Source organism: Rossellomorea yichunensis (genome assembly GCF_032337515.1).
Taxonomy (GTDB): Bacteria; Bacillota; Bacilli; order Bacillales; family Bacillaceae_B; genus Rossellomorea; species Rossellomorea yichunensis.
This window is the reverse complement of the sequence record NZ_JAVYAD010000005.1, coordinates 335,312-354,074: the sequence shown is the minus strand read 5'-3', so window position 1 is coordinate 354,074 and position 18,763 is coordinate 335,312. Positions and strand designations below refer to the sequence as shown.

The window sequence follows — 18,763 nt, the reverse complement described above, 5'->3', positions numbered from 1 at the left end:
AAAGATGACAACAGATCTATTATCTGTAAAGAACTTAGTTACAGCTTTTCGGACGGCAGACGGTGATGTGTCGGCTGTCCGGGGAGTATCGTTCTCTATAAAAAAAGGAGAGACCCTATGTGTCGTAGGGGAGTCAGGGTGCGGAAAAAGCATTACATCATTATCCGTGATGGGTCTGCTCCCAAGCAATGGATTCATCAAGGATGGCAGTATTGATTTCAAGGGTCTGAATTTAACCCAAATCTCCTCAGAGGAACTTAGAAAGATTCGCGGTAAGGATATATCAATGATTTTCCAGGAGCCTATGACGGCGCTGAACCCGGTTTTGACAATCGGGTATCAATTGAGAGAACCGCTCATTTTACATCATAAGCTAAATAAATCAAATGCTCATAAACAAGGGATTGAACTATTGAAGCAAGTAGGCATCCCATATCCTGAAAAAAGAATGAAACAGTACCCTCATGAGTTAAGTGGAGGAATGAGGCAGAGAGTCATGATTGCCATTTCACTCGCCTGTCACCCCCAATTACTCATTGCGGATGAACCGACTACTGCCTTGGACGTGACCATTCAAGCTCAAATCCTTGATTTAATCCAAGATTTGAAAGATAAGCTTGGGATGGGGGTTATGATGATCACACATGATATGGGGGTTGTGGCAGAAGTGGCAGATCGAGTAATGGTCATGTATGCAGGGGAAAAAGTAGAGGAGGGGTCAGTAGAATCCATTTTTGAAAATCCCCAGCACCCTTATACCAAGGGGTTGTTGAATTCTGTACCCAATTTGGATGAACCCGATTTTGAACTTGAGGCAATACCTGGTTCACTTCCAAATATTAATGAAGAAATCAACGGGTGTCGTTTTCATCCCCGGTGTCCTTACGCAATGGAAAAGTGTGTCGTTCAAGTTCCAGATGATTTTGAATTGCACGGAGACCACAGAGTGAAATGCTGGCTACAGGAGGTAGACGAAGGTGCCGACAACCGTCAAAAAATCGTCCATACTTAAGTTAGAAAGAGTGAAAAAATACTACCCCATCAAGGGGGGATTACTCAAAAGAGTTCAAGGTCATGTGAAAGCAGTGGAGGATGTCAGTTTAGAAATGTTTGAGGGTGAGAGTTTAGGTGTAGTCGGGGAGTCCGGGTGTGGTAAATCTACATTAGGCAGAGCCGTACTAGGCTTGGAATCTGTGACTGAAGGAAAAGTGATCTTTCGGGGACAGGAGCTTCAGCATTTATCCGATCGTAACCGACTTCCATTCAAGAAACAAATGCAAATGATTTTTCAGGATCCATATGCTTCACTGAATCCAAGACAGCGAATAGGAGATGCCCTTGAAGAAGTTTTTATCATGCATACCAAGCTGTCCAGTAAAGATAGAAGAGAGAAAGTAATCGACCTGCTTAATGAGGTGGGTCTAAAGGAAGAACATTATGACCGATATCCACATGAGTTCAGCGGGGGGCAGCGCCAAAGAATAGGAATCGCTCGTGCCATAGCATTGAACCCTTCAGTCATTATTTGTGATGAAGCAGTTTCTGCACTCGATGTATCCGTGCAGGCACAAGTTCTGAAACTGTTAAAGACTCTTCAGTCAAAATACGGTTTAACCTATCTATTCATCTCTCATGATCTGGGAGTGGTACGTTATTTTTGTAATCGGGTAATGGTGATGTACTTAGGAAACACGGCTGAATTGGCATCTGCCAAACAGCTTTACGAAAACCCATTGCACCCTTATACGAAGGCTCTCTTGTCATCTATCCCCCGTCCTTCGATCGAGAGGAATCGGAAGAGAATCCGGTTGGAAGGGGAAATCCCAAACCCTGCAAATCCTCCTTCGGGATGTACATTCCATACACGCTGTCCGATTGCTACAGAGATATGCAAGCAAAAGAAGCCGGTTTGGCGTGATATGGGAGATCAACATTATGTAGCGTGTCATCATGTCGAAAAAGGAAGTGAAGTATTATGAAGATGGATCATTTATATCAACCGTATTCTTCAATACGTAATACCGTTTTTGCGAAGAAAGGAATGGTGGCTACTTCTCAGCCACTTGCATCTCAGGCTGGATTGGAGATCTTACAAAAGGGCGGAAATGCGATAGATGCTGCGATTGCCACTGCGGCTGCGCTGACAGTAGTTGAACCCACGTCCAATGGAATTGGTGGTGATGCCTTCGCCCTGGTTTGGGTAAAGGGGAAACTTCATGGTTTGAATGCAAGCGGACCTTCTCCAAAAGGTATTTCCATTGAAGATGTTAAACGGAAAGGGCATGAAGGGATGCCTGTGCATGGAGCTATCCCTATCACCGTTCCAGGTGCCCCTTCAGCATGGGCAGAGCTTTCAAGCAAATTTGGGAAGCTCCCATTGAATGAGGTGCTGGCTCCAGCGATCCGATATGCTGAAGAAGGGTATCCAATCAGTCCTGTACTTGGAAAGTATTGGGGCTTGGCCTATAAGAAATTCCGGGAATTATTTAAAGATGATAAAAAATTTCAGCCCTGGTTTGATACATTTGCCCCCAATCAGAGAGCCCCTCTTATAGGCGAGATATGGTCATCACCAGGTCACGCCGACACTCTCAGATTGATTGCAGAGTCAAATGGAGAGAGTTTCTATAGGGGAGAGCTCGCAGAAAAGATTTCTTCCTATGTCGAGAGGTGCGGTGGTTATTTATCCAAGGAAGATCTTTCAGAGTATAAAGCGGAATGGGTGACCCCGATCTCAACAAACTACAAAGGCTACGATGTTTGGGAAATTCCTCCTAACGGCCAAGGGCTGGTAACCTTGATGGGACTAAATATTGTGCAGGGCTTCCATTTATCAGAAAAAGACGCTGTTGATACATATCACAAACAAATCGAATCCATGAAGCTTGCCTTTACCGATGGAAAAGCATTTATCACAGAAGAAAAAGAAATGCCGGTTTCTGTGGAACACTTGTTATCTGAAGGATACGCACGCTCGAGACGGGAAATGATTGAAGAGGACGCGACCACTCCAAAAGAATATCAGCCCCAAAAAGGCGGAACAGTCTACTTGGCTGCTGCGGACGATGAGGGGAATATGGTTTCCTTCATACAAAGTAACTATATGGGATTTGGTTCTGGTATTGTGATTCCGGGTACCGGTATTTCCATGCAGAACAGGGGGCATGATTTCTCTTTAGATCCTGAGCATCCCAATGCACTCAAATCCGGAAAGAAAACATACCATACGATCATTCCTGGATTTCTGACAAGAGGAGAAGAGGCAATAGGTCCGTTCGGTGTGATGGGGGGATATATGCAACCTCAGGGACATTTCCAAGTGGTGATGAATACGATTGATTTTCATTTAAACCCACAAGCAGCTTTGGATGCACCAAGATGGCAATGGATAAAGGATAAAGATGTACTGGTTGAGCCCAATTTCCCCAACCACATTGCCCAGGCATTGGCTAGGAGGGGACATCATATTCAAGTAGCGACAGATCAAGGATCTTTCGGAAGAGGCCAGATCATTTGGAGAAATCCAGCATCAGGAGTTCTAATGGGAGGTACAGAGTCACGGACTGATGGGGCTATTTCGGCTTGGTGATGAATGGTGATTGATCGAATGGAAGAGGGGGTGACATCATGAAACAATGGCATTTATTTCTCGCTTTTTTTCGAGTAGGTATGTTGGGGTTTGGAGGGGGGCCTTCCTCCATCCCACTCGTTCACAAAGAGGTAGTGGAAAAATATAAATGGATGAACGATGATGATTTCTCCGATGTTTTGGCTCTTGGGAATGCATTGCCTGGTCCGATTGCAACCAAGATGGCGGGGTATATCGGATTTCGGGTCGGTGGCTACTTAGGGATGATTAATGCCGTGTTGGCCACCATCATTCCGACTATTGTTTTGATGGTTTTATTGCTGACCGTTCTAAATACTTATAAAGATAAGAATTGGGTACAGGGTATGGCCAGTGCAGTAGTTCCTGTAGTCGGCGTTATGCTTGGTGTCTTAACGTGGGGGTTTGTCCAAAAGTCTCAAAATAGTATGGGCTGGAAAATAACCATCATTCTGCTGGCAGTGAGTGTTCTATTACTTTCCGTCTTAGGAGTTCACCCGGCTATCGTGATTGGTGCTTTACTAGGATTTGCCCTTCTGTCACGAAATCCAGGTCAGGAAAAGCAGGTGAAAGCATCATGATATATATTCAAATTTTCTTGGCTTTCTTCATTCCGGGAGTATTGGGATATGGAGGGGGGCCGGCATCAATACCATTGGTGGAAAATGAAGTGGTTGATCATTACGAGTGGTTGACAGTAAGTGAGTTCAGTGAAGTTTTGGCGTTAGGAAATGCTTTGCCGGGACCTATAGCTACAAAGATGGCCGGTTACATAGGCTACCAGCAAGGCGGGGTGCCCGGGGCAATAGTCGGTGTGTTTGCAACAGTTGCACCTTCATTGATCTTGATGATTATGTTACTCGGTTTATTAATGAAATATAAGGATTCCCCCAGAGTGAAAAAGATGACAAATTTGGTTCGTCCGACAATTGCAGTATTGTTAGGGGTCATGACGATTGGTTTCTTTACCAATGCTTATGAGGGAATCGGAATTGTTCAAACTGGATTGATTGCAGTGTGCAGTTATTTTCTACTTGAAAAATGGAAAGTGAGTCCAGCATACGTAATAGGTGCTGCATTGCTATATGGGGCATTTTTCCTTGGTGCATAATGTGATGATGAAAGAGCTAACTCCGGAATGAAAGAGTTAGCTCTTTTTGTCGTGCTTTTCATTGGAGAACATATTAAGTCCAAATTATGAGATTGGTATTAGAAGGAAAATCACAGTATTGATATAATAGTATAGTTAGTTTAAAGGAGAGGTAGCCTATGAAGAGAGAAATCATCAACCACCACTTACTAACCTGCTCCAAGAATCAAATCATCCTCCAATCAACACGCCCACTCAAAACCATATCCTCAGGCGTCACCAATGCCGGAACAGGCTGGTATACAACATTTGTGAATCGCCATGTATCGAAAAACTACAATAGTGATAACCATCATGAAGAGATGCAAGGTTATCTCCAGCAAATAGGTGTAAAAAGAGATGAAACGGTCGGCATGATGACGGCTGTTCAATTGGAAGATGCGTGTTGGGGGTTTTATGAGGAGGAATCATTTTCTGTATTCATTGTCGTTACAGCAGGAGTCGGCAATGCCGTTGATGCAAGTATGAGTGATTGTCACTCGTTTGATCATTCACCCGGCACGATTAACATCTGGGTGTTTATCAATGGGAGAGTATCGGATGCTGCAAGCATCCAAGGGATTATGACTGCAACAGAAGCCAAGGTGAAAGCACTTGCAGCTCATAATGTAAATGACCCTGTTACAGGGAGTGGAGCAACGGGTACCTCTACTGACAGTATATTAATCGCGAGCACTGAAGAGGGAGTCCTTCTGGAATATGCAGGAACGATTACCCCCTTGGGAAAAAGGATTAGTAAAGGGGTTTATGAGTGCACCATCCACGCGATTTCCAAGTATAAGAAAAGGGTGGGGACCTGATGATTCATCACTTGTTAGCTATAACAATCGCCTATTTGCTGGACCTATGGATTGGAGACCCGCCCCACTGGCCTCATCCTGTTAAATGGATGGGAAAGGCGATTTCTCGTTTAGATCGCAGGTTGAATAAAGGAGGGTTTCTAAAAAGGAAAGGTATAGTGATGGTATCAATATTGGTAGTGGCAGCGTTTATTCTTACCTCTTGCCTCATTTGGGCAAGTTATTCTATGCATACAATCTTAGGGATCTTGGTAGAGGCCATCGTCATCACGACGACCATTTCCCAAAAGAGCCTTAGATTGGCTGCTTTAGAAGTATTGCAACCACTTGAAGAAAACAATCTGAAAACAGCAAGGGAAAAGCTTTCATATATTGTGGGCAGAGATACAGAAAACTTAAATGAAAGTGAAATTGTAAGAGGGACTGTTGAAACCGTTGCGGAGAATACAAGTGATGGGATAACGGCTCCTTTGTTTTGGGCATTGATTGGCGGTGCCCCTCTTGCCATCGTGTACAGATGTGTGAATACGTGTGATTCCATGGTGGGATACAAGAATAAGAGGTACTTAGACTTTGGGTGGGCATCAGCCAAGCTGGATGACGTCCTGAACTGGATTCCGAGTAGAATCACAGGATTCATCTTATTTTTCTGTATACGTCCTGTATATTTCACTTACAAAGAAGGATTTCGAATTCTATTGAACGATGCCAAGAAACACCCTAGTCCTAACAGCGGCTGGGGGGAAGCGGCAGTCGCGGTGAGTCTAGGGGTTCAACTGGGCGGCCTCAACACGTATAAAGGGATGGTTTCCCATCGAGAAAAAATGGGAAGAAAGGTTTTTGAATTAGAACGGAATCATATCCCTGCAACCATTAGCCGTATGCAGAAAGCGTGTTTCATTTTTATCATGATTCTTTGGATAGGGGGAGTACTTGTTGAAATTACCAGAACATGGATCGAATCCGCAATATACATATAGAGCAATGGATATTTCGATGCCTGATCAAATCGTCGACTTAAGTGCAAATATTAACTCCAGCGGTCCGCCAGATCGTTTGAAAAAGATCTGGCAGGATCTGTTAGAGGAAATCGTGACGTATCCGGATCCTCACTCTGTATCTTTACGAAGAAAAATTGCCCGTAAAGAAGGGGTGTTGGAAGAAGAAATTCTCATAGGGAATGGTGGTGCTGAACTGATCCATCTTATTGGGAGATGGTTGGCCCATTCGAATGTTCTCATCATTCATCCCACCTTTTCAGAATACGAGAAGGCTTGTCAAATCAATGACTGCACCATTCATCACCTACTTCTGGAAGAGAACGATTGGGATCTTGGTTCAAAGAAGTTGGCAGCGTATCTTTCAAAGGTGGATGCTGTCTTTATATGTAATCCGACCAATCCGACTGGTGTGTTATATTCAGCTTCAAAGATAAAAGAGATTGTTAAGGAAGCTCATAAAGAACATTGTTATGTGATTGTGGATGAAGCATTTTATGATTTCCCTTTGGAAGAGGTGACGGTAGCTCATCTGGTAAAGGAATACTCAAATCTACTGGTGTTAAGAAGCATGACGAAAATGTTTAGCATTCCCGGGATCCGCTTGGGTTTTCTGATGGCTGGTGAGACAGTCGTGAAGGAACTGGGAAACTATCAAGTTCATTGGAGTGTGAACGGAATCGCTCAAAAAGTAGGAGAAACACTCTTGGAGGAAACAGATTTCGTTTATCATACTAAATACATGGTGAAAAGGGAGAGGGAGAAGCTGTTTGCATTTTTCGACCAATCCCGATTCGACTATTCACCAAGTCAGACGAACTTTTATCTCTTAAAGGATCCAGATCTCAACGATCAAACCGAGTTATTTCGTTTTCTGTTGGAGAATGGTATTGTGAGCCGCCATACCCAAAATTTCAAAGGGTTGGATGGAAGGTGGTTAAGGTTTGCCATTAAGGGAAAAAAAGAGCACGAAAAATTGATGGATGCCTTAACGGAATGGAAATCCCATCCTTAAATAAAACAAGCTTGAGGCAACTCAAGCTTGTTTTATTATTCGATATTTATACGGAAGCGGATTTCTGATTGTCTTCATTCTCCGTCTTATCAATAATCGACGTACCAACCAAATCCCCCGTCACATTAAGAGCCGTACAACCCATACCAACCAGGGCATCAATCGCCGTCAGCAGGGCAACGGTCTCCATCGGTAACCCCAGCTGGGCGAATACAGTGGCAATCATAATAATGCCTGCCCCCGGAACGCCGGCAGTTCCGATTGAAGCCAGAGTTCCTACGAGGACAACGACCAGCATATCAGTCAGGCTTAATGGATTGCCGATTACGTTTGCAGCGAAAACAGCTGATACGGCGATCCGAATCGCAGCGCCATCCATATTGATCGTGGCCCCCAGTGGTAAGCTGAATCCATATAAGCTTTTAGGCAGACCAAGATTTTTTGCTGCGTTTAATGTTAGAGGCAGGGTACCTGAGCTGCTCTGGGTCACAAATGCTGTGATCATCGGTGTCCGTGCCTGGGCAAAGAACCTGCCGGGACTAATTTTGAATATGAGCAAGGCGACAATATAGATGGCAATTTGGACAAACAATGCAATGTAAAGCACCAAAATCATATTTCCTAATGATAACAATGTATCTAATCCCTGTTTTCCGACTGTATCAGCCATGATGGCAAAGATTCCGACCGGCACATATTGAAGGATCACCTTCATGATGGCTAGTGTCGCTTCGTTTAACCCGTTCACGACTTTATACACCTGTTCACCCAGTTCATGATGTTCCGATGATGACCTTAAATAGGAAATGGCAATACCAAACACAATGGCGGTAAAGATGATTCCAAGAAGGTTCATTTCCGTGAACGCTGTGACGATATTCTCCGGAATGATGTTCAGAAGTACACTGGTCATCCCTGGATTTTCCGGTACTTCAAATTTCTCCGTCGTATCGAGGGTCATGCCCGTTCCAGGGTTGAAAATACTTGCAACAGCAATCCCTACCATGATCGCTAATGCTGAAGAGAATAAATAATATAAGAACGTTTTTCCTCCCATTCGTCCGAGTTTGCTCACATTGGTCTGGTTCACGCCGACCATCAATGTAAACAGGATAAGAGGGATGATAAGAAATTTCAGCAAGCGAATCAATATATCGCCCAGGGGAGAAAGGACAGATGCATCTTTGCCGAATATCAATCCGACCGCAATTCCCAATACGAGAGCGACGGTTATTTTCACAATAAGCGATGTATCTAGATAACCTCTCCAAAGAGACTTCATTGTAGCCACTCCTTCTATTTAGTAATAGATTTCCCCAAATATCTCAAAAAAACTATTCATCATAATTCTGATAGGTTTAGTGAGGAATTATTGTCATAAGATACAATAGAATGAAAGGAGTGTCAAAATTCATGCTTAATCCATTATAAAGAAAGAGCCTGGATTCAAAATCCAAACTCTTTAAGAACGTAAGGGAATGGTAAAACCGGCAGTTGTACCTGAACCCTTATCACTTTTCACAAACAATTTTCCATGGTGCAATTCAATGATATTTTTACAGATCGCTAATCCTAACCCTACCCCATCTGAATTCTCCCTCTCCTTATAGAATAAGGTGGCAATATGTTGCAGGTGTTCCGGTTCGATTCCCTGCCCCTCATCTTCTATTCCAAAGGTAAAATGGGAAATCGCCTGGTTATAACGAATGAAAATCGTTGAATTCGGGTCCGAGTACTTAATAGCGTTATCTAAGAGATTGATCAATACTTGTCGGATACGATTTTCATCGGCGAATAGATCCACTGTCTCATCGCTTTCCAACATAATGGATATACCTTTTTCTTTCCGTTTTTGATCCAGCTGAAGAATGACTTCATTGAGAGTACGATTGAAAGAAAAGGTATTGGGGTGAATCGTAAATGATCCATTTGAAAAACGGGAGAAGTCCAATAGCTCCTCTACCAGTCCAATTAATCGATTCGTTTCGTTTGAAATGATGGTCAACCCCGTTTTGTTTTCCTGGACATTTTGTAAATCACCCGTCAGCAAAGTTTCGCTCCATCCTTTAATACTCGTAAGGGGAGTGCGAAGTTCATGGGAAACCGAGGAGATGAACTCATTCTTCATTTTCTCGGTTTTAAGGAGTTCCCTCGCCATATCATTGAAGGACGTACTCAAGGTTTGGAATTGGTCCTTATACTGTCCGACAATTCTAGTTTCCAATTCTCCTTTGGCAAGCTTCTGTGATGCTTCGGTCAGTTCAATCACAGGTTTCGTTAAATTACGGGCAAAAAGTGTACTCACCATAAATACGATAAGCAAAATAACGAGTCCAATTAAAAATAAAGAAAGCAAGATTGTTCGGAAATTGTTATCCAGTGATTCCAGGGATGTTATAAACCGGATCAAACCAATGGTGTTGTTCTCTCCTTTTAATGGTACCGACACAGCCAAAATATGCTCACCTGTTATTGGGTGATTGCCGATCCAAGTTCCGCTGCCATTTCGAAATGCCTCCTCAATATCCTTGAAGTCAGGCTTTTCATCCGGGATAAAACCAGTCGAAGAGGATAATAAGTCTCCACTCGCGTTCAAAATTTGTGTTTCGGCTTGAGGGATGGAGAAATTATTTTGGAGATTAGTCAATTCATTCCTCAGAGTAAAGGAATGCAGGTTCATATATTTATTGGCAAACTGAGATGAATTGACAGCATGATTCTTCAGCATATCTATTGTACCGTTGAAGTAATAAGAATAGATTCCTGAAACGAGAATGCCCAAAAATAACAGAATGGTTAAGGTAATAAGGGAGACGTTCTGAATGAGTAATCTTCTTTTAATTCCCATTTTCGTCATTCCAGCGATACCCATATCCCCAAACCGTCAGGATATAGTGAGGAAGGGAAGGGTCTTTTTCAATTTTTTGACGGATTCGTCGAATATTCACATCCACAATCTTCGGATCGCCTGCGTAGTGAAGTCCCCATACTTCATCCAAGAGATCATTGCGGGAGATCGCTTCTCCATTTGCCTTGAAAATGATGCTGAGTAATTCATACTCTATCGGTGAAAGGTCAATCTTCTTTCCTTGAACGAATAGTAGCCTCTTCTGTTCGTTTAGCGTGATGGGGGATTGGCTATCCTCCTTGACCCGATGAACATTCATTCTTCTTAATAACGCTTCAATTCGAGCGATGAGCTCATTCGGGCTGAATGGTTTCGGAATATAATCATCTGCCCCGTTCATCAACCCGTGTACCTTATCCATTTCCTGAACTTTGGCCGTTAACATGATGATTCCAATGGATGGATTCCAATTTCTGATTTCTTTACATGCTTCAAATCCGTTCATGCCGGGGAGCATGACATCAAGTAAGACAATATCGATTGGGGGGTGTGCTTTCTTGACCAGGTCGATTCCTTCCTCTGCGCTACCAGCTTGAAAGACAGCGTATCCGTATCGCATTAAGTTAATCTCGATAAAGCCACGGATGGATTCTTCATCTTCAATAATCAAAATGTGCTTCATCCAACTACACCTCCATTTTCTCATCAGATAGGCTGGAAGAGTTGCTTACCTATTGCCGGTGAGTATTTTGTTACATATGTGAATTGATTGGTTTCATATAATAGATTCCACCCTTTTGGAAGTGGTTGACCTTTGTCAATCGCGTATACATCAAATAGCACGCTGCCATCTTTCATGGAAAGAAACTTCACATAACGTCCGTCTTCTGATTCCTCCACTTCTACAGAGGGCCAGTCCTGTGGGATCTCGAACCTGTATAAATAAGCTGCATTGTCGTAGTATCGATGAATGAGCTCGGCTTGCTTTTGATCGTTGAGCTGATAATACTCATTGATGAAAGGCATCTCAGAATAGGCAAGATTATCATCGCCTGCCTCTTTTTGAAGAGTGAATTCAAGGATTCCATCCCCGTTCGAATCTTCACTATTCACGGCATATGCCCTGAAAAGCTCTTCCTCCTTCATGTTTTCCGGTAAAACATTCACCAACTTCTCGTCCTCTACACCAACAATGAATGACGTAGACGAATGAGCACCTACACCTGCATCCAGTATCGCTCCTTTTAAAGAAGGGGAGATGGACCCGGCTAAGGAATGGTAGTAAGGGTATACATATGGATCTAATCTCAGCTCATCTAACACGTTCATTTTATGATGGCTGAATTGATAAAGACGAACAGAATGAGACTGGTTTGGTACCAGTGAAGCCAGGATGATTTCCCCTTGATCATCTTTCGTGAAGTTCCCTGAAAAAAACGCACTATATTGGGATTCAAACAGCTTCTGCGGCTTACCTTTAGTCAGGTCGTACACGATCAGTGCTTTGTCTGAGGCGTCTTCTGAGAAAGAGAACCCAACCAGTATTTCTTTGTATCCATCCTGGTTAAAGTCCAGGAATTCCACTTTATGAAGCTCCCTTCCAAGGTCCTTCAATTTCATTTTTTCCTTCCATTCCCCTTTTTCTTCCTTTAGAACAATGGCTTCCAATTGAGAGGTTTGATCAGGTAGTCTATAAAATACGATCAATTCGTTAGTTTGATCGTGATCCAAATCTGCTTCAATCATTTTGTTTGCTTGTTTGTCCTCAATCGGTGAAACCCATTCTGCCTGTGACGGAACATATTTTCCGATCGCTTGTTTCACTTCCTGCTGTTTAACCGGAAGTTCAGGCGGCTTCAGTAATGAAGTGTTGGATTGGAATAAAGAGCAACCCGTACACATCAAAAGACAACCCGTAAGGAACAAAATCTTCTTCAATTGATCATCACATCCTGCCTATAGCTTTCACTAGTATAGTGTAAACTCAATCGACAAAAGTAACAAAAAAGTTACAAAAGTCGCCCTTGCTTTGTAACCGGGAAGTAACCCTTTTCATCGCCCATGATCCTATCATTAAACGTAACAAGAGCGCAGAAAGGTGATCGAGATGGGGAGACAAAGGGAAAAAAGAAAATGGATCAAACCTATTGAGTTGGGTGGATTGGCAGCAGTGATAGTACTGTTACTCATTCTTTCAACTTCGTGGGTATTGGACATTGGGGAAGCGAAGATTTCAAAGGAATCAACGACTCAACAAAATACAGTCCAGGAAGAACCCTCTGAAAAAGAAGATGGCGAATCGGGACAACCTGTAGTAGGGGATGACAGCGATACTCAAGAAGAGGAACAAGAAGCTAATTTCAGTGAAGAGGAGAGTGTGAAAGACGACGACAATTACTATGAGGAAGTGGAAATAGAAGACCATTCGTCCAATGAACAAGGGAATTTCGAGGATGAAAAGACGGTTTACATTACATTCGATGATGGTCCGAATGTAAATACGGGAGCGATTCTTAAAGTGCTAAATCAGTATGGGGCAAAAGCGAGCTTCTTTATGCTGGAACCGAATATGAAAAAACATAGTGAGGCCGTTCGACAGATAGTGGAAGAAGGGCATAGTGTCGGGTTGCATGGTGTCACCCATGATGTATCAGAAATCTACCAATCTAGTGAATCGGTTGTAGGGGAGATGCTGACGGCCCAATTTACGTTAGAGTCCATTACAGGTATTCGAAGCGAGTTGATTCGCGTTCCTTATGGGTCCGTACCCAATATGAAGCCGGAATATTTGAAAGCAGTAAAGAGAGAAGGATTTAGTTTATGGGATTGGAATGTAGATAGTGAAGATTGGAAATATCATAGTGGGGAGTATGTTCAGAATGTCATGGATCAGTTAGCTTCTTATTCATTTGAAAACCAGCCAAAAGTCATTCTTATTCATGAAAAACCTACGACACTCGCTTATTTAGATTCTTTACTTAAGAAGTTGACTGATCAAGGATATAATATGAAGGCTTTAACAGAAGAAATGAATCCAGTTACATTTTAACAATGTTGCCAGAAGAAAAAAGGAGCTGCCCTTTGGCTGCTCCTTTTCATTCTTAATAAATGCTCATATGACGGTTTTTACCTGTTAAAATTTGAAACACGCCATAAAGGATCAATCCTGCGGCTACAATTCCCAGCAGCCATTGTCCATAAGGTTGTTGAGCTATCTTGGAAAGTGCACCATCCAATCCTTGTGTTTTATCCGGATCGGCTGTGATCGCCGTTTGAATAAAGAAATAACCGATCAGTAAAAAGACGGTGCCTCGGGAATATAACCCGAGCTTTCCGGTTTTTCTTCCCAATTCCCATTCTTTCTCGGACATTTCATGCCGTTTAAATTTGTTCGTGTATTTTTCTGTATAAGCATTATGAATTTCATAGAGTGCATATCCAATAATGATAAGTCCGACAATTCCTACAACCCATTGACCAAAGGGCTGAGATAATAACTTAGCAGATAAGGTTTGTTTCGATCCCGAACCGGAGCTTTTGGCATGCATCGCAATGGCGAAAGCATTATAAGTCAAAGAACCGTAAGCAATCCCGGTGATCAGATTAGCGAGTCTTCTAAACATTGATTTCCCGTCATTTCTCACATGTTCCGGATCTTTTACCACTTGAATGAGGTGCCAAAGAACAATTCCGATCAGGCCGAGACCTAATATCCATAGAAGGACTTCCCCAAAAGGTTTGCTCGCCACTGCTGCAAAGGCACCACTCGAGTCTGAAGTGCTTCCTCCTATCCCGAGTGAGGCCATAACGGCCAATGTGCCAATCAGTATATAAACAATCCCTCTTGAAATGAATCCAATCCGTGCAAACCCTCTAATCCAAGGTTTTATATCATTTGATGAAACAGATGAACTTCTTGATGTTGTAATGGATGAAACTCCGGCCATATACACTTCTTCCCTTCTGGTTCTATTTTCGTAATACTTATGTATGCTATTCCCCTGATACAGAAAAGAGAAACCTTTTTAACGAACAGTAAATGCTGGATGGATTGAGATAATTTTGCCTGTTTTTCATTTAAAAAATTTTTACATAAAACCTATTTACAACGAATTAGGAGAGGAGTAATATATCTATCATCAAATGAATATTCTTTATCGCTTAATTCATTTTTGAAGCGGGGGACCCGAGTATTTTAAAGGGGTGAATCCTTTCTTTTGAAAGGTAGGGCTACTTCCATAACCCGAATCCGTCAGCTAACCTCGTAAGCGTAATGGGAGAGGATGATACTTGTGATCGATTATGGATGACCACAGGCTTAGTTCCTGCTGGTCTTTTTGCGTTGTTTAGAAGTCCGGCTCAGGAGGCTGGAGGCGAGAAGTCATGAGTCAAACCTGCCATAAAGGCACAGGAAGCCCCGCCAGGTTCGCCTTATGTTATCGCTTCTTTTGAAGTCACTTGGGCTTTTGTTGTAATGAAGAAGTACTAGATGGTTAAGCTATTAAAAAGGTTTTGGAGGATTTCATCATGAAAAAGCAATTTGCGGTTATTGGATTAGGGAGATTTGGAGGGAATCTGGTTCAGGAATTGGCTGATCTGGATGTTGAAGTGTTAGCCATTGATATTCATCATGATGTCGTCCAGCATTATGTAGACATTGCCACGCATGCCGTGCAGGCGAATGCCATGGATGAATCTGTATTGAAATCCCTTGGACTCAGAAACTTTGATCACGTGATCGTGTCCTTTGGGGATAATATAGAAGCAAGTATTCTTACCACCTTACTTTTAAAAGAATTAGGGGTTAAAGAAGTATGGGTCAAAGCTTCGAACTCTTATCATCAGAAGGTATTGGACCGTATCGGGGCCGATAAAGTCATTCATCCTGAACGTGACATGGCGCGGAGAATTGCCCATCACATTACGTCAGAAAAGATCATTGATTATATCGAACTATCCAAAGAGCACAGTATAGTTGAAGTGCGTGCCTCTAAAAAGGTGGCGGGCAAAACGTTAATTGATCTGGATGTCCGGGCGAAATTCGGTTGTAATATCATTGCCATTCACCGCGGGGAGGAAGTCATTGTATCTCCTTCTGCCGATGAAGTCATAAAAATGGAAGATCTATTGATCGTCATTGGACATAACAGGGATATCAATCGATTTGAAAAAGAAGGTGTATAACCTATGAAACATAAGGTGATCCGGTTAAGCCCTCCTCAACTTCTCGTTGTGACATTTCTATTCTTCATCATAGTAGGAATGGGTTTGCTTAAGCTGCCGTTTGCCACCACAGAATCGATTACATGGCTTGATGCCTTGTTCACGACGACTTCCGCCATGACGGTTACAGGGCTTGCGGTCGTTGATACAGGAGATGCCTTCACCCTCTTTGGAGAAGTGGTCATTATGAGTCTGATCCAAATCGGGGGACTTGGCATCATGTCCTTTGCCGTCTTGATCTTTATGATGCTCGGTAAGAAAATCGGGTTTAAAGAACGGCTTCTTCTTCAACAGGCATTAAATCAGACGTCTGTAGGAGGGGTCATCAAGCTTGTAAAATATTTATTTATCTTTTCCTTCCTTGTTGAAGGATTTGCCGTCCTATTACTGGCGTCTGAATGGGTTCCTGAATTCGGTTGGAGAAGAGGGCTTTACGTCAGTATATTTCATTCGATTTCCGCATTTAATAATGCAGGATTCTCTCTGTGGTCCGATAGTTTAATGGGGTACGTGGGAAATCCCATCGTCAACATCACAATTTCGTTTCTGTTTATTGTAGGAGGGATCGGATTCACTGTTTTAGTGGACCTATGGAAATCGAAAACGATTCGCAAACTTTCCCTCCATACGAAAATCATGGTAGTAGGGACATTTGTCATCAATGTATTCGCTTTTATGATGATTTTCATCTTGGAGTATAATAACCCGAATACACTGGCTCAGTTACCATTCCTTGATAAACTATTCGCTTCCTATTTTCAAGCGGTCACCCCCCGTACGGCCGGTTTTAACTCGCTTGATTATGGCAGCATGGAACGCTCCACATTGCTGCTTACGATTCTTTTGATGTTCATCGGGGCCGGAAGTGCTTCAACAGGTGGAGGAATCAAGCTGACCACCTTTGTTGTGATTTCATTGAGTGTGTTTGCTTTCTTAAAGGAGAAAAGAGAAATTCGTATTTTTCGTCGTACGATCGATCAAAACTATATTTTTAAAGCTTTGGCTGTGTCGATGATCAGTGTCCTCCTTGTTTTTACGGCCCTGTTTTTCCTTGATATGACGGAAAAGAATGCTTCTTTCCTGGCTATTCTCTTTGAAGTGGTATCAGCTTTTGGAACGGTGGGGTTGTCCATGGGGATTACAGGATCCTTGACAGCGATAGGTAAATGGATCATTATCATCGTGATGTTTGTCGGGAAACTTGGCCCCCTCACACTGGCCTTCTCCCTATCCAGACCAGACAAAGAAAAGATCCGCTATCCAAAAGAAGATATTTTAACAGGTTAATGCTCAACCAACCGGCTCTCTTCATTTTGCCCTCTGCGGGTAAGTGGGGGAGCTGTTTTTTTATTTTTTTAGGCTCTTTTCGTAAAGCTTGTTGATAAATAAAATTGAATCTGCCAGGGCTCTGTCAATAAATGTTTGCTAGATGATAAGGGGAACCGCTCAGCTTGCAGATAGCGTTCGGGCGAGCCTTCTAAGCTTAGCAGAACGGGGTCTGGGCACGCCGGAAATCCGCAATAGTCTTCGCAGTTCCACTTACCATCTATAAAAAAATTCATGGCAAAGCTTAATATAGAATACGGCTACTACTCTCTTTAAATGAAGTTACTTACGGTGGGAGCATTGTTTAGTTCATTTGAAAGATAATTTAATGATCCCTCGATTCATGAGTAAACATAAAATTTTCTTTTACTCCTATATAGATATTTTATAAAAAAAACGCTCAATATTCCTATAATAGGAGCTTTTTGTATTGGCTATACATCATTAGGAGAAGCACAGAGTGGAGCGGAAAGGAACGGTCCATGTTTTCGCACTACCACTCATCCAAAACAAAAATTCACTTTTGGGAAGTTATGTAATGCCACAATGTTTATGAAATGAGCTTTTTTCAAAAACGACAAAGAATCAATCCATAACCACGCATGAGTCTAAAAACGGTTCTGTTAAGCGTTTTCATCATTGGTTTTTGATATTGACTAAACCATTGTGCGCGATTATACTGTTGAAAAATTCTGAACTTTAGGCGGTGCTGTTGTTGAAGCGTGTGTATAATTTTTCTGCTGGTCCTGCGGTGTTACCTGAGCCTGTTCTGAAAAAGGTTCAAGGCGAATTATTGAACTATCAGGAAACGGGTATGTCTGTGATGGAATTGAGTCATCGATCTGCTCCTTTCCAAAATATAATAGAAGAAGCTCAGAGTTTATTGCGTGAACTGCTCTCGATCCCGGATGATTACCATGTCGTATTTATGCAAGGAGGGGCATCCCTGCAGTTTTCCATGATTCCACTAAACTTACTGGGTTCAGATCAAGAAGCTGATTATGTCCTGACCGGCAGCTGGTCGAAGAAAGCTGTCAAAGAAGCGGAGAAGGTTGGGAATGCCCGAACTTTATCACCCCATGAGAAGTTTGAGATACCTGCTTATACACCAGAAGATTTTTCACCACAGTCAAGCTATGTACATATTACCTCCAACAATACTATTGAAGGAACGCGTTATCATAAGTGGCCTGAAACCGGAGGCATTCCACTTATAGCCGATATGTCATCTCATATCCTTTCTGAGAATATAGACGTTTCCTCCTTTGGGATGATCTATGCAGGTGCTCAGAAGAATCTGGGTCCTTCGGGTGTAACGGTGGCGATCATTCATGACAGCCTGGTCGGTCAAGCATCTAATACATGTCCAACGATGCTGAATTACGAAACATATGTAAAGCATGATTCACTCTTTAACACGCCCCCGACCTTCTCTATTTATGTTTTAAAACTTGTACTGGAGTGGGTGAAAGAAAATGGAGGAGTCGAAGGGATGCAGGCTGATAATGAGAGGAAGGCAGGTCTTTTATACACCTGTATAGATGAATCATCTTTATTCCATAACCCTGTCCCGGAAAAAAATCGTTCCTTAATGAACATCCCTTTTTCAACACGTGATGAGGAGCTGGATGCCAGGTTTCTAAAAGAAGCCAAGGCAGAAGGGTTTGAATTTTTAAAAGGACATCGTTCCGTGGGCGGAATGCGAGCAAGTTTATATAATGCCATGCCGCTTGAAGGTGTGGAAGCACTGATCGGTTTCATGAAAAAATTTGAGTCTGAGCAAGGGGGAGTATGAA

At 42.6% G+C, this 18,763-nt stretch carries 17 protein-coding genes and 1 riboswitch; of the genes, 12 read left to right on the top strand and 5 right to left on the bottom strand.

The features are described from left to right. Positions 1-4: 4 nt before the first annotated feature. The 8 genes from RSX31_RS15650 (at position 5) to cobD (ending at position 7,570) form a co-directional block, all read left to right on the top strand. The gene (locus tag RSX31_RS15650) at positions 5-1,012 is read left to right on the top strand and encodes an ABC transporter ATP-binding protein (RefSeq protein ID WP_315635119.1); all 1,008 of its coding nucleotides are present in this window, start codon (positions 5-7) and stop codon (positions 1,010-1,012) included. Beyond that, entirely contained in the window at positions 978-1,979 is a 1,002-nt protein-coding gene (locus RSX31_RS15645; protein WP_148970241.1) for an ABC transporter ATP-binding protein, read from the top strand. The genes RSX31_RS15650 and RSX31_RS15645 overlap by 35 nt, the downstream gene beginning before the upstream one ends. Beyond that, positions 1,976-3,589, top strand: coding sequence for a gamma-glutamyltransferase family protein (locus tag RSX31_RS15640; protein WP_282138586.1), 1,614 nt, complete (start codon positions 1,976-1,978; stop codon positions 3,587-3,589). The genes RSX31_RS15645 and RSX31_RS15640 overlap by 4 nt, the downstream gene beginning before the upstream one ends. 38 nt (positions 3,590-3,627) lie before the next feature. After that, positions 3,628-4,188 (top strand): chromate transporter, encoded by a 561-nt coding sequence (locus tag RSX31_RS15635; RefSeq protein WP_148970239.1) that lies wholly within the window; start codon positions 3,628-3,630, stop codon positions 4,186-4,188. Then, a complete protein-coding gene (locus RSX31_RS15630) occupies positions 4,185-4,718 on the top strand; it encodes a chromate transporter (RefSeq protein ID WP_148970238.1) in 534 nt (177 codons plus the stop codon). Before RSX31_RS15635 ends, RSX31_RS15630 begins: the two co-directional genes overlap by 4 nt. Positions 4,719-4,876: 158 nt before the next feature. Then, a complete protein-coding gene (locus RSX31_RS15625; protein WP_315635118.1) occupies positions 4,877-5,557 on the top strand; it encodes an adenosylcobinamide amidohydrolase in 681 nt (226 codons plus the stop codon). After that, on the top strand, positions 5,557-6,537 hold the full coding sequence (gene cbiB / locus RSX31_RS15620) for an adenosylcobinamide-phosphate synthase CbiB (protein WP_315635117.1): 981 nt from the start codon (positions 5,557-5,559) through the stop codon (positions 6,535-6,537). Before RSX31_RS15625 ends, cbiB begins: the two co-directional genes overlap by 1 nt. Then, positions 6,494-7,570: a threonine-phosphate decarboxylase CobD gene (cobD, locus tag RSX31_RS15615; protein ID WP_315635116.1), complete on the top strand. Its 1,077-nt coding sequence runs from the start codon at positions 6,494-6,496 to the stop codon at positions 7,568-7,570. The genes cbiB and cobD overlap by 44 nt, the downstream gene beginning before the upstream one ends. Before the next feature lie 46 nt (positions 7,571-7,616). Here cobD and RSX31_RS15610 read toward each other — a convergent pair whose 3' ends face one another. From RSX31_RS15610 to RSX31_RS15595, 4 genes are all read right to left on the bottom strand, one after another. Beyond that, entirely contained in the window at positions 7,617-8,852 is a 1,236-nt protein-coding gene (locus RSX31_RS15610) for a dicarboxylate/amino acid:cation symporter (protein WP_315635115.1), read from the bottom strand. Positions 8,853-9,032: 180 nt separating this feature from the next. Continuing rightward, positions 9,033-10,427, bottom strand: coding sequence for a sensor histidine kinase (locus tag RSX31_RS15605; protein WP_315635114.1), 1,395 nt, complete (start codon positions 10,425-10,427; stop codon positions 9,033-9,035). Beyond that, positions 10,408-11,100, bottom strand: a complete 693-nt coding sequence (locus RSX31_RS15600; RefSeq protein WP_315635113.1) for a response regulator transcription factor — start codon at positions 11,098-11,100, stop codon at positions 10,408-10,410. The genes RSX31_RS15605 and RSX31_RS15600 overlap by 20 nt, the downstream gene beginning before the upstream one ends. A gap of 23 nt (positions 11,101-11,123) precedes the next feature. Beyond that, positions 11,124-12,356, bottom strand: coding sequence for a hypothetical protein (locus RSX31_RS15595; RefSeq protein WP_315635112.1), 1,233 nt, complete (start codon positions 12,354-12,356; stop codon positions 11,124-11,126). 169 nt (positions 12,357-12,525) lie between these two features. On the opposite strand from RSX31_RS15595, the gene RSX31_RS15590 reads away from it, so the two are divergent. Further along, the gene (locus RSX31_RS15590; RefSeq protein ID WP_315635213.1) at positions 12,526-13,467 is read left to right on the top strand and encodes a polysaccharide deacetylase family protein; all 942 of its coding nucleotides are present in this window, start codon (positions 12,526-12,528) and stop codon (positions 13,465-13,467) included. A gap of 52 nt (positions 13,468-13,519) precedes the next feature. Here the strand turns inward: RSX31_RS15590 and RSX31_RS15585 are convergent, their stop codons facing one another. Continuing rightward, positions 13,520-14,365 (bottom strand): DUF1206 domain-containing protein, encoded by an 846-nt coding sequence (locus RSX31_RS15585; RefSeq protein WP_315635111.1) that lies wholly within the window; start codon positions 14,363-14,365, stop codon positions 13,520-13,522. A 201-nt stretch (positions 14,366-14,566) separates the two neighbouring features. Next, positions 14,567-14,705: riboswitch (cyclic di-AMP (ydaO/yuaA leader) on the top strand. 240 nt (positions 14,706-14,945) lie between these two features. Here RSX31_RS15585 and RSX31_RS15580 point away from each other — a divergent pair. The 3 genes from RSX31_RS15580 to serC all read left to right on the top strand — a co-directional run bounded on the left by RSX31_RS15580 (position 14,946) and on the right by serC (position 18,762). Beyond that, a complete protein-coding gene (locus RSX31_RS15580; RefSeq protein ID WP_187443639.1) occupies positions 14,946-15,602 on the top strand; it encodes a potassium channel family protein in 657 nt (218 codons plus the stop codon). Between the two features lie 3 nt (positions 15,603-15,605). Beyond that, positions 15,606-16,928 (top strand): TrkH family potassium uptake protein, encoded by a 1,323-nt coding sequence (locus RSX31_RS15575; protein ID WP_187443638.1) that lies wholly within the window; start codon positions 15,606-15,608, stop codon positions 16,926-16,928. Between the two features lie 754 nt (positions 16,929-17,682). After that, on the top strand, positions 17,683-18,762 hold the full coding sequence (serC, locus tag RSX31_RS15570) for a 3-phosphoserine/phosphohydroxythreonine transaminase (protein ID WP_315635110.1): 1,080 nt from the start codon (positions 17,683-17,685) through the stop codon (positions 18,760-18,762). Position 18,763: the final 1 nt, after the last annotated feature.